Here is a 15,199-nt window from a genome sequence, read left to right as displayed (position 1 = left end):
CGGTGTCGTCAACCTATGTACCGCCGCTGCTGCGGCCCCTCGAGCGCCTCAAGTCGTCGGCCGGCGCGCCGCGCGACTGGCTGGCCCGCATCGGTCACCAGGTCTTCTTCTTCCTGCGGTCGATCGGCTCGATGCCGTTGGCGTTCAAGCACTATCCCAAGGAGATCTGGCGTCTGCTCTCGGACGTCACCTGGGGTAACGGCAGCCTGATCGTCGGCGGCGGCACCGTGGGCGTGGTGCTGATCCTGAGCGCCTTCGGCGGTATGACCGTAGGAATCCAGGGCTACACCTCGCTGAATCTGCTGGGGCTCAGCCCGATCACCGGCGCCATCTCGGCCTTCGCCACCACCCGTGAACTGGGCCCGATGCTCGCGACCCTGGCGTTCGCCGCGCAGGCCGGCTGCCGGTTCACCGCGCAACTGGGCTCGATGCGCATCGCCGAGGAGATCGACGCCCTCGAATCCCAGGCCATTCGCCCGCTGCCGTATCTGGTCAGCACCCGGATGATCGCGGCGATGATCGCGATCGTCCCGCTGTACTGCCTGGCCCTGCCGTTCGCCTACATCTCCTGCGCGATCACGGTCCGGCTCTACGGCGGCACCGCCAGCGGCACCTTCCAGCACTACTTCTACCAATTCCTGGTACCGCACGACGTGCTGTGGTCGCTGCTGAAAGCCATTGTCTTCGTGGCGATCACCACCTTCATCCAGTGTTACTACGGATTCTTCGCCTCCGGCGGCCCCGAGGGCGTCGGCGTCGCGGCCGGGCGCGCCATCAAGTACTGCATCATCGCCGTGGTCTTCGCCGACTTGTTCATCACGCTGGCGGTCTGGGGAGTCAACCCCGGCATCAGGATTTCGGGATAGGGGCCGGGCATGATCATCGATCCGAGTGGGCGCGGACCGACGATGCGGCAGCTGCTGGTCGCGGGCGTGGCCGGGGTGGTCGTCTTCGCGCTGATCCTGACCTTCCTGATGGCCCGCTACAAGGGCTACATCCTGCATCCCAAGGTCGACGTCACCGCGAACCTGAGCACCACGGGCGACGGACTTCCCTCCGATGCCGATGTGAAGTTCCGCGGCGTGCTGGTCGGCTCGGTCAAGGACGTCGCCGTCGCCGAACAGGGCACCCAACAGCAGGTGCACATCGAGCTGAAGCCGGAGTACACCGACGGCATTCCGGCCAACGTCACCGCCCGGGTGGTGCCGAGCAACCTGTTCGCCGTCACCTCGGTCGAGCTGGTCTACAACGGCTCCGATCAGGCTTCCCTGCACCAGGGTTCGCAGATCGCCGAGGACCGCAGCCAGGGCACCATCGCGCTGCAGGACACGCTGACCACGGTCCGCACCATCCTGAACAAGATCGATCCGGTGCAGCTGGGCCGGGTGCTCGGCACGCTGTCCTATGCGCTGGAGAGCGGCAGCCGGGTGCCCGGCTCCACCGTGGAGCGGCTGAACGACTGGCTGACCAAGGTCCGCGCGGCCGTGCCGAACGTGGGCCAGACCCTGGACAACTTCTCCTCCTCCTTCGACGCCCTGAACCAGTCCGCGCCGCAGCTGGTGCAGACGCTGGCCGAGTCGGTGAAGACGGCGAAGACCATCTCCGACAAGCGGGCCGCGGTGGCCGCGCTGCTCACCGGCAGCGAGAGCACCGTGGACAAGGTCAACGCCCTGTTCGCGGCCAACGGCGACGTCGGCGAGCGACTCACCCGGGACACCGGCAATCTGTTCGGCGCGATCACGGCCGAGCCGCAGGCGATTCCCGAGGCCATCGCGAGCCTGAACTCCTCGATCCGGGCGTTGAACACGACCTTCCACTGGGGTCCGCAGCGCCAGATGGTCTGGAACCTGGGCCTCACCTTCACCCCGTACAAGCCCTACGACCGCAGCAACTGCCCGCGCTACGGCACCATGGCCGGACCGAGCTGCGGGACCGCGCCGGCGGTATCGGATCCCGGTCCCGCGACCCCGGCGCTGAAGCCGCGCGCGCTGGACTCCGCGCGGGGCCTGCCGCCGCTGGCGGCGGTGCCGGGCCTGCCCGCCATCCCGGGCCTCACCGTGTCCGCGCCCGCGGCCCCGGTCGCGCCGGCGGTCCCCTTCGCCGGGACGCCGCTGCAGAGCCTGTTCCCGAACGGCATCCCGGGCCTTTCGCGGCCCACCGCGCCGAAGCCGGCCGCGCCGAATGGCCCGGCCGCCCTTCCGGTCTCGCCGAAACCGGCCGCCGCGCCGATCGCCGGGACGGTCGACTACACCGGTGACGCGGCCGTCACCGCGCTGCTGGGACGTCAGCCGACCATCGCCGAATACCTGCTGCTGAGCTCGATATTGAACGGTGGAACCTTGCAAGTTACCGAAAACGGTGCGGGCCGGTGAACGGAGCGAAGCGGAGTGAACCAGTGAGCCAGCACGCCCCGTGCACGATGGAGCCGAGCGCCAGCGAGGCGGAATCGTGAACGGAGCGAAGCGGAGTGAACCGATGAGCCAGCACGCCCCGGGCACGATGGAGCCGAGCGCCAGCGAGGCGGAGTCGTGAGTATTCGCAAACCGCTGATCGGCTTCGGCGTCTTCGCGATCGTCTCGGTGCTGGTGACGGTGGTCATCTGGAATACGCTGGCGCGCAGCGTTTCCGGCTCCACCAACAGCTACTCCGCGACGTTCACCGATGTGCTGGGCCTGCGTCCGGGCGACGACGTGCGGATGGCCGGGGTGCGTGTGGGCAAGGTCAGCAAGATCGACCTGGACAAGCAGCACCACGCCGTCGTGACGTTCATCGTGCAGCGCGATCAGACCCTGTTCGGCACCACCAAGGCGCTGATCCGCTACCAGAACCTGATCGGCCAGCGCTACGTGGCGCTGGCCCCCGGCACCCAGGGCAGCGGCAACGCGCTGCGGGACGGCGCCTCGATCCCGCTGAACCAGACCGAGCCGTCCTTCGACATCTCCGGGCTGCTCAACGGTTTTCAGCCGCTGTTCCAGACGCTGAACCCGAAGCAGGTCAACGACCTGTCCAATACCTTTATCCAGGCGCTGCAGGGTGACGGCGTCTCGCTGAGCGCGTTCATCACCCAGGCCGCCGCGCTGGCGGGCGACTTCCAGCGCCGCGACGCGATCCTGTCCGATGTCATCGTCAACCTGTCCGGGGTCATGCAGGGGCTGGCGAAACGAGGCGACGAATTGGAGACGCTGGTGACCCAGACCCGTGCCTTGATCGGCGGGCTGTACGAACAGGGCCAGTCGCTGCAGCGCTCGACCGTGCAGATCGCCGACGCCACCACCTCACTGGTGAACATGGTCGGCGGCGTGCAGCCGAAGATCGCCGCCGCGCAGAACGCCACCGTCGACGCGCTGACCATGCTGATCGCCAACGGCGCCAAGCTCGATCAGGCCGCGATCGACCTGCCGAACATCCTGGCCGATGTCGAGAAGTTCACCCAGGACGGCGCGTACGCCCAGGCCTACGTGTGCAGCCTCGACATCTCGCTGTACGGGGTGCTGCTGCCGCGCGGGCTGCTCACCCAGATCGGTGGTCACTCCCAGTCGGCGGTGTGCCGGCCATGATGGGAAAGATCAGAGCGCGTTTCGACCGCAACCGTAACTTCTGGCTGGGCATGATCGGCGCCGCGTTGATCGTGGTGCTGCTCGTGGGCTCCTCCGGCTTCAACAAGCTCGGCGTCGGGAAGCAGTCCATCGACGCCGAATTCGCCCAGACCGCCGGCGTGCGGGTCGGCGACAAGGTCGATGTCTCCGGCGTACCGGTGGGCTCGGTCTCGGGTGAGAAGCTCGAGGGCGACCACGTCCTGATCACGTTGCAGGTCAACGGAGATCTGAAGCTGGGCCCGGATGCGAAGGCCGCGATCAAGATGGCCACGCTGCTCGGCGCCCGCTACATCAGCCTGGATCCGGGCGACGGATCGGGCCTGAGCGGCAACCGAATCCACAAGAACAACACCGTGGTTCCGTACGACCTGAACGACGTGATCCAGGTCGGCACGCCGAAGTTCGAGGCGCTGAACACCCAGCAGCTGGTGCAGTCGTTCAAGGTCATCGGCGATCAGCTCGACGGCTCGCCGCAGCTGACCGCGCAGGCCCTGGACAGCGTCGGCGCACTGGCCAAGACCATCAACGACCGCAGGGATCAGGTCGACGGCCTGCTCAAGAATCTGGACAAGGTCACCAAGATCCTCGCCGACAACCGCAACAGCCTGCTGCTGGTCATCACCCAGGGCGAGGCCATCGCCAACCGGGTGATGGAGCGTCAGGCGCTGCTGCGCGAGCTGCTGAACAACGTGGCCAACCTGACCAGGCAGCTGCAGCAGATCGGTGCGGAGAATCGGAATCAGCTCGGCCCCACCATCGATCAGCTCAACACGATGGCCGCCGGCCTGCAGAAGAACAAGGACAACCTCGATCGGCTGCTGTCGATCATGCCGGTCTCGTTGCGCCAGCTCAACAACGCGCTCGGCAACGGCCCCTACGGCGAGGTCGGGCTGCCGTGGCTGTTCCCGGACAACTGGTTGTGCTTCGCCCGAGTGATCGAGGGGTGCCAGGGATGATCTCACTCCGCCGCGCCACGCAGGCGATCGCGATCGGCGCCGCCGCCCTGGTGGTGGGTAGCTGCTCGTCGCTGTCGACCTCGGTGCAGAACACGGTCGGCGGGGCCACCCACATCACCGCCGAATTCCGCAATATCGCGGGCATGTTCGAGGGCAATCCGGTCACCGTGCTGGGCCTGCAGGTCGGCAAGGTGGACAAGATCGTGCCGCACGACCAGTACGCCGAGGTCCACATGACCATCGACAGCGGCGTGAAGATCCCGAAGACCGCGATAGCGGCGCTGATCTCGCCCTCGATCGTCACCGATCGGCACATCGAGCTGAGCCCGGTCTACACCGGCGGGCCCACGCTGCCGGACAACTCGTACCTCACCCTGGAGTCCACCCGCACCCCGGTCGAACTGGACACACTGATCAAGACCATCGATCAGTTCACCGCCGCGCTCTCGCCCGCCAAGGGCAGCACCAAGGGTCCGCTGGACGGTTCGCTGCTCTACGACATGGTCGACGGCCAGGGCCAGAAGATCCGCGACACGCTCAACGCCCTGTCCGGTGCGCTGAAGGTCGGGGTGAACAACAAGGACGCGGTCGCGGAGATCATCATCAAGCTCAACGAGCTGACCTCCATGCTCGCCGACAACGACAAGTCGGTGCGCGACTTCAGCAATCGAGTCACCCAGCTCTCGGCCCTGCTGGCGCAGCAGGCGCCGGGCCTGCAGGCCACGCTCGATCAGATCAACGCCTTCCTGTCCAACACCAGCGGCGTGTTCGGTCAGTATCAGAATCAGCTGGCCTCGAGCCTGACCGGGCTGACCAACGTCACGAATCAGTTGCGCGCCAACGCCGCCAACCTCACCGAGGTCGTCGACGTCACGCCGCTGGCGCTGCAGAACATCGACAATTCGATGGACCGCAGCCGGGGCATCATCAGGCTGCACGGCCTGATCGGCACCGCCCTGGACGGCGGAATCATCACCTCCTTCTGCGAGAAGATCCAGATGCGGGCCGACGGCTGCCGCACCGGCAAGGTGCAGGATCTGGGACCCGACTTCGGATTGACCGCGGCGATGCTGGGACTGACGAAATGATCCGGAACAGAGTGGGGCGCAGCCTCATTGCCGCGGCGGTCGCGACCGGCGTGCTGACCGTGGCCTCGGGCTGCGGGCTCACGGTCGATAGCCTGCCGTTGCCCAAGCCGGGCACGCAGGGCGAGACCTACACCGTGCACGCGGTATTCGCCAACGCGCTGAACCTGCCCGATCAGGCCAAGGTCAAGATCGGCGGCTCGGACATCGGCACCGTCTCGCACATCACGACCAAGAATTTCCAGGCCGTGGTGGACCTGACGATCCGCAAGGACATCGATCTGCCCGAGAACACCACCGCCGAACTGCGCCAGGCCACTCCGCTGGGCGATGTGTTCGTCGCGGTGTCCCGGCCGCCGAACTCGGCCGATCAGCCGCCGCTGAAGGGCGGCGACACCATCGGCATCGACCGGACCTCGGCCGGTGCCTCGGTCGAGGAGCTGCTGCTGTCGGTCTCGATGCTGTTCAACGGCGGCGGCGTCGCGGCGCTGAGCAACCTGACCTCCGAGCTGGACTCGGTGGTGGGCGGGCGCCCGCAGCAGCTGGCCGATCTGCTGAAGCAGATGACCAGCGTGGTGACCACCCTGCACGCGGACAGCACCCGGATCGACGGCGTGCTCAACGGATTCGACGCCATGGTCAACACCGTGCAGCAGCATCACAACGAGCTGGGCCAGGTGGCCGACACCCTGCCCTCGATGATCGGCACCATCGCCGAGAACAACAGGTCGCTGGGCGATCTGCTCGCCAAGGTGTCCGTGACCAGCGCCGCACTGGGCGACTACTCGAACACCACCTCCGCCCAGCTGTCGAGCCTGCTGGACAATCTGCGCAGGCTGATGTCGGCGCTGTCGGCCTCGCAGCGGAGTTTCGGCCCGATGCTGGACGCGTTGCGCGAGATCCGCCCCGGCGCGGATGCCTCGTTCAAGGGCAACACCCTCGCGGTGGCGGCAACGCTGACCAATCTCGACGTCGGCCTGATCACCGATCCGGCGCACAGCAAGTTCTTCGATCTGCGCGACGCGCAGGACTTCACGGGCAGCCTGATCCAGGTGCTGCAGGTCGTGCAGAACCGCCTGCAGGGGAGGCACCGATGAACTGGGTCCGGCGGCACAAGGCGCTGATGTCGAATCTGGGGCTGCTGATCGCGCTGGCGATCGGCGCGTCCTACCTGGCCGTCAGCGTGATGCGGGTGAATCCGCTGCAGAGCACCTACTCGGTCGCGGTGGATCTGGACCAGTCCGGCGGCCTGCAGCCCGGAAACGACGTGACGCTGCGGGGCTTCCGGATCGGCAAGGTCAACAACATCACCATCACCGAGCACGGCGCCGGCATCAAGGCCGACGTCGCGATCGATTCCCGCTACCGCATTCCCAAGGACACCGCGGTCGCGGTGCAGGCGCTGTCCGGTGCGGGTGAGCAGTACATCGACTTCCGGCCGAACACCGATCAGGCGCCCTACCTGGGCGACGGCTCGGTGGTTCCCTTCGATGCGCAGCGGGTTACGACCCCCACGCCGGTGTGGGCGGTGCTGGACAACTCCAGCGCCTTCTTCTCCCAGATCGACCCGGCCCGGATGAGCACCATCCTGACCGAGCTGGACACCGCGCTGAGCGGAGGTCCCGATCAGATGCGCAGCCTGATCGACGCGCTGAGCGTGGTGACCGCGGGCCTGGACAATCTGGCGCCGCAGACCACCAATCTGCTGGCGAATCTGCGCACGATCGCGGCCACGACCTCGAATGCCCAGCCGGATCTGAGCACCCTGGTGCGGAATTCGTCCACGCTGTTCAACCAGTTCAACAGGGCGAACTCCGAGCTGAGCCGGATCCTGGACAAGGCTCCCGCCCAGATGCAGGAGCTGGGTGCGGTGCTGGACAAGACCGCGGATCCGATCACGAAGCTGGCGGCCAATTTCGCGGCCATCACCAAGGCCGCGCAGTTGCGCACCCCGGCGCTAGAGGCGCTGTTTCCGGCGCTCGTGGTGGGCAGTTCCGCCCTCGGCGTGCCGGCCCACGACAACGAGTTCCACACCATCGTGGACATCTGGCCGCGCCCGTACTGCTCGTACAACCACCCCACGAGTGATCCGTGGAAGGTGGGCGACGGTACCGTCAACAGGTACAACTACTGCACCAATCCGCCGCCGGACCAGCAGATTCGCGGGTCGGCGAACGCACCGCGGCCCGCTGTCCCCAACAACGGCGCCCAGATGCCGGCGGGAGTCGACCCGAACGCTCGCACCCTGCCTCCCGTACGGTGATGCACGCAACTCGACGGTGACCCCGGCGAGCGCATACTCGCCGACAGTTCGCGCGGGCCGGGGCACCGACCCGGCCCGATCCGGCAATACGGTGCGCGGCCGCGCACCGAGAAAGTGACACCTTCATTCATGTCCGATGACGCTGCAGACAAGACGAATACCAGTGCGGAGAAATCCGCGCAGGTCGATCAGCCGCAAGACAGCACCGAGGCGGACGTGACGGCGAAGGCTTCGGCGGACGAGGCCGCCGAGAGTGCTGCCGCCGAGAGTGCCGCCGCGCCGGGTGATGCCGCCGACGCGGGCAAGACCGAGGCCGCCGCGGCGGACGATGCCGCGACCGCGAAGGTCGACAGCGCGAAGGCCGACAGCGACAAGACGGTCAAGCTCCCGGCCGCCGCGCCCGCCGAGGACGCCACGGTCAAGCTGGAGTCCGCGGCCGCATCGCAGTCCGGTGCTGAGCCGACCGTGAAACTTCCTACCGCCGCGGCGAATTCCGTCGCCGCGGCACCTGCCGGTTCCGAGGGCGGCAAGCGCGGCTGGGTGCCGATCGCCGGCGCCTTCGCGGCGGGCGTCGTGGTGGTCGCCGCGGCCGCGGCGGTGACCTGGTTCGGTCTGCAGGACCACGACCGCGGCAAGCAGCTCTCCGCGCGCGACAGCGCCGTTGCCGCGGCCTGTGATTTCGGCCGGCAGGTCGGTACCTACGAGTCGAAGAACTTCGACGACTACGTCAAGCGGGTCAAGGATCGTTCGGCCGGCGACTGGCTCACCCAGTTCGACGGCGCCTCGACCGCGCTGAAGCAGATCACCCAGCAGGCCCAGGCCAGCTCGTCGGTCAGCGAGATCCACTGCGCCTGGGAGTCCGGCGGTTCCGACAAGGCGTCCGTGGTCATGCTGATCACCCAGATCCAGTCGAAGGCCGCCACCCCGCAGCCGCAGCACCTGACCATCGGTGTGGTGGCGTCACTGGAGAAGAAGGACGGCAAGTGGCTGGTCGACAACTTCCAGTCGCCGATGACACAAGACATGCAGAACAACGCGCCGGCGCCGGGCGCCAACACCGCGCCCGCGCCCGGCGACAGCCAGCAGCCTGGTAACTGAACCAGTAGCGGAGCCGCGCCGATCAGGTTCGACCGGCGCGGCCCTGGTCATGCGCGTGCAATAGTCCCTGCGTCTGCCGATGCCGACCGGCCGTTCGTGCACGGACGTGGTCGGCAACCGCCCAAGGGGGTGCCCATCCTGCGCCTGATCCGATCCTCCGGCTGACGGCAGCGTCGGATGCGCCGGTTCGTCTTCCCTGATCGGTGCTGTGATCTTGATCATCGGTCCGGTGCGGTACCCCCTGACACAGTAACCTGGACGTGCGTCCGATTTTCAACGGTGTGGGTCGGGCGGGGCAGGGAGGACCAGGGAGAGGGAGACGCACCGTGAAATCGCCGCAGATCGCCAGGCACGCCGCCGTGGTGCTCGCCGGAATGGCCAGCATCGGGTTCACCGTCGCGGCCGGTACCTACATCGTCAATGAGATGGCATCCAATCAGCGCGACGCAGCCGCGCGCCCGGTCCGCGTCGAACCCGGCCCGCCGGGCACGGACGGGCCGCTCGCGGAGCAGGCCGCTGCGCCGCAGCAGCCGGTCCTCACCGCGAGATTCACCGTGGAGGCCCGGGTCTACCCCGCAGTCGCTGCCGTTCCGCGGCCCGCCGCCCCCACTACCCAGCCGGCCGTCTCACCCACTGTCGTCGCGGTGCAGACGAATCCCACCACGGGCGATCGGCTGCCGTCGCTCAGTGATGCCTATCTGGGCGCGAATGTGAGTCGCACCGAACCGGATTCGCTGTCGATGACCGTGAACACCAATCTGTTCATGGAGCTGACCGCAGGGTCGGACGCATCGGGCACGCAGGTCGGCGACACCCAGCTCCGCACCGACCTGGACGTCCGGCACGGCCGGATCACCCTCGCGGTCTCGGACCCGGCCCTCGGCGAGCACGCCGTGCAGCTGTCCCCGCGGCACGCCGAGCCCGCGTCGGCGGACCATCAAGACCAGCTCGCACAGGCCTGAGCCTGACCGGCGTTCTGCTCCCGCGCGGGTCGGGGACTGGGCCGCCGTGCGTGCGGCCGGATCGTCGGCTCGGTACGGCCTGAGCTCGGGTGGTGCTCGGCTCCGGTGCGGTCGCTCGCCGCGGCCGTGCTTCTTGTTCGCATGCCGGCGTGTGACACTTTCCGGGTGTACGACTACTGCGTGATCGGCGGGGGCATCGTCGGGGTGGCGACGGCGTACCGGCTCCTCGAGGAACGCCCCGGGGCGAGCGTGCTGCTGGTGGACAAGGCCGCGGCGCTCGCGGCCCATCAGACCGGACACAACAGCGGGGTGATCCATTCCGGGATCTACTATGCGCCCGGCAGCCTCAAGGCCCGGATGTGCCGCCGCGGCGCGCAGTGGACCAAGGAGTTCGCGGCCGCACAGGGCATTCCGTATCGGGTGTGCGGAAAACTGCTGGTGGCCACGGATTCCGTCGAGCACGCCCGGATGCTGGACCTGTACGAGCGGTCGGTCGCCAACGACGTCGAGGTGGAACTGATCGATGCCGCCGAGTTGGTGCGGCGCGAGCCCCGCGTGCGCGGGATGGGCGCGCTGTTCGTGCCGAGCACCGGCATCGTCGACTACGTCCGGATCACCGCGGCGCTCGCCGAGCAGGTGCGGGCCCGCGGCGCGCAGATCGTGCTCGGTGCGGAGATCACCGCGATCGACGAAAACTCCGATGCCGTCACGATTTCCGGCCCGGCGGGGTCCTGGCGGGCGCGGCGGCTGGTCGTCTGCGGCGGCCTGCAATCCGACCGGCTGGCGCGGCTGGCGGGATTGCCGGTCGCGTTGCGTATCGTGCCGTTTCGTGGTGAGTACTACCAATTGCCCTCCACCCGAGCCGATCTGGTGAGCACCCTCATCTACCCGATCCCGGATCCGGACCTGCCCTTCCTCGGCGTGCATCTGAGCCCGACCATCGACGGGGAGCTGACCGTCGGCCCGAACGCGGTACTCGGGCTGTCCCGGGAGGGCTATCGCAAGGGCAGCGTCGATCTGCGCGATGCCCGGGAGATACTGGGCTACCGGGGATTTCACCGCGTCGCGGCGGCCAACGTCCGGACCGGCCTGCGCGAAATGCGGGACTCGGTCTTCAAGCGCGGGTATCTGGCGCAGTGCCGCCGATACTGCCCGGACCTCACCCTGGCGGATCTGCGCCCGCGCGAGTGCGGCATCCGCGCCCAGGCGGTGTTGCGCGACGGAACCCTGGTGCATGACTTCCTGATCGAGCGCACCCAGCGTTCGGTGCACGTGCTCAATGCCCCGTCCCCGGCGGCGACGTCGGCCTATCCGATCGCCGAACACATCGTCGGCCAACTCCTGGACTGATCGCCGCGATCGCCCGCTCGTCGTCGACCCGGTTCGCCGGTTCCCTTTTAATAAATAGGAGTGCTGTAGTACTTTTATCCGCAGCCGTGGAACAGGAAGTCAGCACGCCTATGGGCCACATCAGATACGCGAGCGACGTCGGGGCACCGGTGGAGGTCGCGTTCACGTACACGGATAATCCCGCGTTCGTGCCGGAGTGGATGGTCGGCATCGCGGCATTCGAACCGGCCGGTGAGACCGGCTGCGGGGCGGGCGCCGTCTATGCCGCGACCCTGCGCTTCGGGATGTGGCGCACCACGGTCGAGTGTGAGATCACGCAGTACCGCCCCAATGCGGTCATCGGATACACGCTGCGCAGGCGTCGCCCGGGGAAGGTGACGCCTGCGGTATCCGGATCCGCACCCGCATGGTGCACCCTGACCCTGCGCTTCGACCCCCTCGGATACGGCCGCGCCGTGCTGACCTCGGAGATCGAGTACCCGGCGCCGCGCCGACGCTCGGTCCGGCTGTGCGCCACGCCGATCCGCGCGACCCTGCAATGGATGCTGCGCCGCAGCGAATCGCAATTACGAAGGGCTATCGAGGATTTCCACGGTACGGATCTTGTCGGCCGAATTGCGTAGGGTACGTGCATGATCATCGTGAGCACCGACGGATCCTGCCTCCGCAATCCCGGGGGCGCCATCGGATGGGCCTGGGTCAATCATCAGGGTGCCTCCGCCAGTGGGGGCGCCTCGGCCGGCACCAATCAGGTTGCCGAACTACGCGCGGTGCTCGAGGCGATCGTCGCGCATCCGGGCGAGGAGCCGCTGTTCATCGAGAGCGATTCGCTGTATGCGATCAAGTGTGCGTCGGAATGGGTTTCGGGCTGGCGGGGCAACGGCTGGCGCACCTCCACGGGCGGCCCCGTGAAGAACGTCGAACTGGTCCGGCACATCGACCGCGCCATCTGCACCCGCCCCGGCCCGGTCCGATTCCGCTGGGTCCGTGGCCATGTCGGCAACTACTACAACGAGCAGGCCGATCAGCTCGCCGGCGCCGCGGCCCGTGAGGCCCAGGCCGCACCCGATGCGAACGCGACGGGTATTTCCGACCTCCCCTCGCTGTCGCTGGGCGATCCGGCTCGGCCGATCGACCCGGCCCCGCCGACAGACCCGATCCCGGTGATCGAGCCGACGACAGAGCCCATTCCGGTGGTCGAGCCTGTGGATCCGAGGGTCCTGGTCGGCCAGCCCGGCCTGCAGGTCGACCGTGCGCTCGCGTCCGGCGTCGCAAAGGTTGCCCTGCGCCCGAAATCCTCCCGGCCCGCACCGGAACCGGCCGATGCTCTGACTCTCTTCTGAGCTCGGCCTCCCCAAAAGCCTGGCGGCAGTGGTGAATCGCCCCACTGCCGTCAGGCGCCCCCGTTGACCCGTCATACGGCACGCACGTCAAATTCTCGTTATTTCGCGTGTTTCCAGTTGTGAGAGACAGGGTAATCAGCAAACCGGCAGGCGAGCGCCTGCTTCGACTGCCAACACGGAGCTTCCGGCCAAAGGCGTCCGGTCGGCATCAGGCAGGCGCGAACCAAGTCGGCGCTCGCCCGCCTGTCTTCGTATCAGGCGAATTGTCCCGCGGCCCGGCCCGTTCCCGAGGGGCCGGCGAAGGCCTGGGCAATGCCGAGCCACTCGTCCGCATCGGCGCCGCTCGCCCGCAGGGCCAGATCGTCTCGGTGCCTGCGCTGGGTCACCAGCAGGCAGAAGTCCAGGGCCGTTCCCGTCACGCGCTGCGGTGCCGATTCCGGGCCCCACGTCCACAGGTCGTCGTCCGGCGCGGTCAGTTCGACCCGGAAATCCTCGGCTGGAGCGGGCCGTTCGTGCACCGTGTAGGCGAAATTCCGGGTGCGGACGCCGATATGGGCGATGCTGCGCAGCCGCGCGGTCGGGGTGCGGGTGATGCCGAGCGTGTCGGCCACGTCCTGACCGTGGGCCCAGGTCTCCATCAGGCGAGCGGTGACCATCGACGACGGGCTCATCGGCGGTCCGAACCAGGACAGCTTGACCCCGGCCGGAACCTTTCCCAGCGCCTCGACGAGCGCGGATCGCCCGCGGCGCCAGCGGTCGAGCAGCTCGGCGGGCGGGGTTGCGGCGGCCTGCTCGGCGCCCTCGTCGACGAAGGTCAGGGCCTTGGGCAGGGCCTGGCGCACCAGTTCGGCGAAGGCGTCGGGGTCGGTCGCCGAGAGCGCGGCGACGTTGTCGGTCCACGCCAGATGCCCGATCTGGTGCGCGATCGTCCAACTGGGTGCGGGTGTGGGCGCGGCCCACTCCGCAGCGGGCAGCGCCGCGACGATCGCGTCCAGATCGGCGCATTCGGCCGCGAAGTCGTCGAGAAGTGTCACCAGGTCAGCCATCGACCCAGCATCGCAAACGCGCCCCGAAAAATGCAAGCATGCGTGCTTGTTTATCGTGAAACGTTGGTATTTACCAGCCGAACAGAATCAGATGGACCGCGCCCACGACCAGTCCGAGCGCCGCGCCGTGCAGATACAGCAGCCAGGCGTCCTGCTCGACCGAGGCGTAGAACATCTCCATGAACTCGCCCGGGGTGAGCTGCTGCAACTTGCGCGCGGCGAACTCATCGATCTTCTTGGCCTGCTCCATCGTGAAGGCCTCGTCCGCGACCAGCGACGGCGCCAGACCCACCGCGGCGCCGGCCGCGCCCGTCTTCAGGTTGTCGAACTGCCGGCGCCCGAACGCCGCGCGGACCACACCGGTGGTGATGCCGAGCTGGCGATTGATCTCCTCGGCGATCAGCGTTTCCACGATCTGATAGGTCTTGTCGCCGTTCGGGCCCTCCAGCAGTTCGTGGGCCAGATTGGGCAGCGTCAGCACCTCGTAGGCCAGGATGTGCGCCAGATCGCCGGCCGCCTGTGGCTGCCGCTTGGCCAGCAGCGCTTGCTTCCACAGGTATTTGTAGCGCGGCTGCGGATCGCCCGGCTCGAACACCATCTTGATCGCGATCACGTTGACCAGCACACCGATCGCGGCCGCGGCCGCCAGCACGACGACCCAGCCCGGAATCCAGCCGATCACCGAAATGTGTTTGTGCACATTCATATACAGCGCCAGCAGGAATCCGAACGGCGCGCCCAGCAGGCCGACGCGCACCATGAAGCGCAGCTCCGGCGCCGCGATCGTGGTGGTCAGATCCTCGAGAATGTAAGGGTTTTCGCGCAGATACCGGATGACGAAGATCTTGATGTCGATGAGCTGATCGACGTTGTCGCCCAGCTGCTCGAACGCGCGCCGGCACAGCGCGGGCAACTCGCGCTCGACCCGCTGGTACAGCAGCTGGCGCGCGGCCCGGGGCACCGCCCGCCACAGCTCCGGGTTCTCCCGGTGCATCACGCTGTTGACCAGCTCAGGCACCTGCGGGCGGGCGGTCTCGGCGATGTAGTCCGCGATGCCCTGCAGATCCAGTTCGTGAATGAAGTCCCGGGGACTACCGATCCGCATGATCGCCATGTCGACGCAGATGCTGGCCATCTTCTCGGCGCGGGCGGGAATGAATCCCTGGAAGCCGATCTGCTGGCCGTCTCCGGAGAACGTCGGCAGCACCTGCACCCGCCGCGGAAAGTACGGATACAGCACCTTCAGCCCCGGAATCCGGACGCCGCGGAACTGCAACGGCCAGAACAGCATCAGCACGCCGGTCCAGTTGGTGAGCCAGCCCGCGGCGGCGCTGAAGATCGAGAAGCTGACCAGGTCGACGACGAATTTGGTCTGATGGGTGAGAGTCTCCCAGTCGATGAAGACCCCGCCGGCGACCGTCGTCATCTGGGGTCCCCCTCTGTGGTCGAACGCTGTGCCGAGCTGGTGCTGAGATATCGAGGCACCGACGTTCTCACCCT

At 67.6% G+C, this 15,199-nt stretch carries 13 protein-coding genes and 1 pseudogene; 12 read left to right on the top strand and 2 right to left on the bottom strand.

Annotated elements, in window-relative coordinates:
- Positions 1-2 precede the first annotated feature (2 nt).
- The 12 genes and pseudogenes from KO481_RS00575 to KO481_RS00520 form a co-directional block, all read left to right on the top strand.
- Complete coding sequence (locus KO481_RS00575; protein ID WP_215914956.1) at positions 3-866, top strand: MlaE family ABC transporter permease; 864 nt, start codon at positions 3-5, stop codon at positions 864-866.
- A gap of 9 nt (positions 867-875) precedes the next feature.
- Positions 876-2,372: an MlaD family protein gene (locus KO481_RS00570; protein WP_215914955.1), complete on the top strand. Its 1,497-nt coding sequence runs from the start codon at positions 876-878 to the stop codon at positions 2,370-2,372.
- 156 nt (positions 2,373-2,528) lie between these two features.
- A complete protein-coding gene (locus KO481_RS00565; protein ID WP_215914954.1) occupies positions 2,529-3,557 on the top strand; it encodes an MCE family protein in 1,029 nt (342 codons plus the stop codon).
- Positions 3,557-4,552, top strand: coding sequence for an MCE family protein (locus tag KO481_RS00560; RefSeq protein ID WP_215915836.1), 996 nt, complete (start codon positions 3,557-3,559; stop codon positions 4,550-4,552). The genes KO481_RS00565 and KO481_RS00560 overlap by 1 nt, the downstream gene beginning before the upstream one ends.
- Complete coding sequence (locus KO481_RS00555) at positions 4,549-5,640, top strand: MCE family protein (protein WP_215914953.1); 1,092 nt, start codon at positions 4,549-4,551, stop codon at positions 5,638-5,640. The genes KO481_RS00560 and KO481_RS00555 overlap by 4 nt, the downstream gene beginning before the upstream one ends.
- On the top strand, positions 5,637-6,734 hold the full coding sequence (locus KO481_RS00550) for an MCE family protein (RefSeq protein ID WP_215914952.1): 1,098 nt from the start codon (positions 5,637-5,639) through the stop codon (positions 6,732-6,734). Before KO481_RS00555 ends, KO481_RS00550 begins: the two co-directional genes overlap by 4 nt.
- Positions 6,731-7,900: an MlaD family protein gene (locus tag KO481_RS00545; protein ID WP_215914951.1), complete on the top strand. Its 1,170-nt coding sequence runs from the start codon at positions 6,731-6,733 to the stop codon at positions 7,898-7,900. The genes KO481_RS00550 and KO481_RS00545 overlap by 4 nt, the downstream gene beginning before the upstream one ends.
- Before the next feature lie 129 nt (positions 7,901-8,029).
- Entirely contained in the window at positions 8,030-8,998 is a 969-nt protein-coding gene (locus KO481_RS00540; RefSeq protein ID WP_215914950.1) for a hypothetical protein, read from the top strand.
- A 326-nt stretch (positions 8,999-9,324) separates the two neighbouring features.
- Positions 9,325-9,960, top strand: coding sequence for a hypothetical protein (locus tag KO481_RS00535; protein ID WP_215914949.1), 636 nt, complete (start codon positions 9,325-9,327; stop codon positions 9,958-9,960).
- Between the two features lie 165 nt (positions 9,961-10,125).
- Positions 10,126-11,310, top strand: a complete 1,185-nt coding sequence (lhgD, locus tag KO481_RS00530) for an L-2-hydroxyglutarate dehydrogenase (RefSeq protein WP_308166188.1) — start codon at positions 10,126-10,128, stop codon at positions 11,308-11,310.
- 110 nt (positions 11,311-11,420) lie between these two features.
- On the top strand, positions 11,421-11,933 hold the full coding sequence (locus KO481_RS00525; protein ID WP_215914947.1) for an SRPBCC family protein: 513 nt from the start codon (positions 11,421-11,423) through the stop codon (positions 11,931-11,933).
- Between the two features lie 9 nt (positions 11,934-11,942).
- A pseudogene (locus tag KO481_RS00520) lies at positions 11,943-12,372 on the top strand (ribonuclease H family protein); the annotation flags it as partial.
- A 535-nt stretch (positions 12,373-12,907) separates the two neighbouring features.
- Here KO481_RS00520 and KO481_RS00515 read toward each other — a convergent pair.
- The gene (locus KO481_RS00515) at positions 12,908-13,699 is read right to left on the bottom strand and encodes a TIGR03084 family metal-binding protein (RefSeq protein ID WP_215914946.1); all 792 of its coding nucleotides are present in this window, start codon (positions 13,697-13,699) and stop codon (positions 12,908-12,910) included.
- A gap of 70 nt (positions 13,700-13,769) precedes the next feature.
- A complete protein-coding gene (locus tag KO481_RS00510) occupies positions 13,770-15,125 on the bottom strand; it encodes a DUF445 domain-containing protein (protein WP_215914945.1) in 1,356 nt (451 codons plus the stop codon).
- Positions 15,126-15,199: the final 74 nt, after the last annotated feature.

This window comes from Nocardia albiluteola (genome assembly GCF_018860155.1).
GTDB lineage: Bacteria > Actinomycetota > Actinomycetes > Mycobacteriales > Mycobacteriaceae > Nocardia > Nocardia albiluteola.
This window is presented reverse-complemented; position numbering and strand designations above follow the sequence as displayed.

What these genes read in the sequence shown, in the direction of transcription:
- KO481_RS00550 (WP_215914952.1), top strand. Translation starts at nt 5,637, where the DNA reads ATGATCCGGAACAGAGTGGGGCGCAGCCTCATTGCCGCGGCGGTCGCG.
- KO481_RS00560 (WP_215915836.1), top strand. Translation starts at nt 3,557, where the DNA reads ATGGGAAAGATCAGAGCGCGTTTCGACCGCAACCGTAACTTCTGGCTG.
- KO481_RS00545 (WP_215914951.1), top strand. Translation starts at nt 6,731, where the DNA reads ATGAACTGGGTCCGGCGGCACAAGGCGCTGATGTCGAATCTGGGGCTG.
- KO481_RS00540 (WP_215914950.1), top strand. Translation starts at nt 8,030, where the DNA reads ATGTCCGATGACGCTGCAGACAAGACGAATACCAGTGCGGAGAAATCC.
- KO481_RS00510 (WP_215914945.1), bottom strand. Translation starts at nt 15,125, where the DNA reads ATGACGACGGTCGCCGGCGGGGTCTTCATCGACTGGGAGACTCTCACC.
- KO481_RS00570 (WP_215914955.1), top strand. Translation starts at nt 876, where the DNA reads ATGATCATCGATCCGAGTGGGCGCGGACCGACGATGCGGCAGCTGCTG.
- KO481_RS00555 (WP_215914953.1), top strand. Translation starts at nt 4,549, where the DNA reads ATGATCTCACTCCGCCGCGCCACGCAGGCGATCGCGATCGGCGCCGCC.
- KO481_RS00525 (WP_215914947.1), top strand. Translation starts at nt 11,421, where the DNA reads ATGGGCCACATCAGATACGCGAGCGACGTCGGGGCACCGGTGGAGGTC.
- KO481_RS00515 (WP_215914946.1), bottom strand. Translation starts at nt 13,699, where the DNA reads ATGGCTGACCTGGTGACACTTCTCGACGACTTCGCGGCCGAATGCGCC.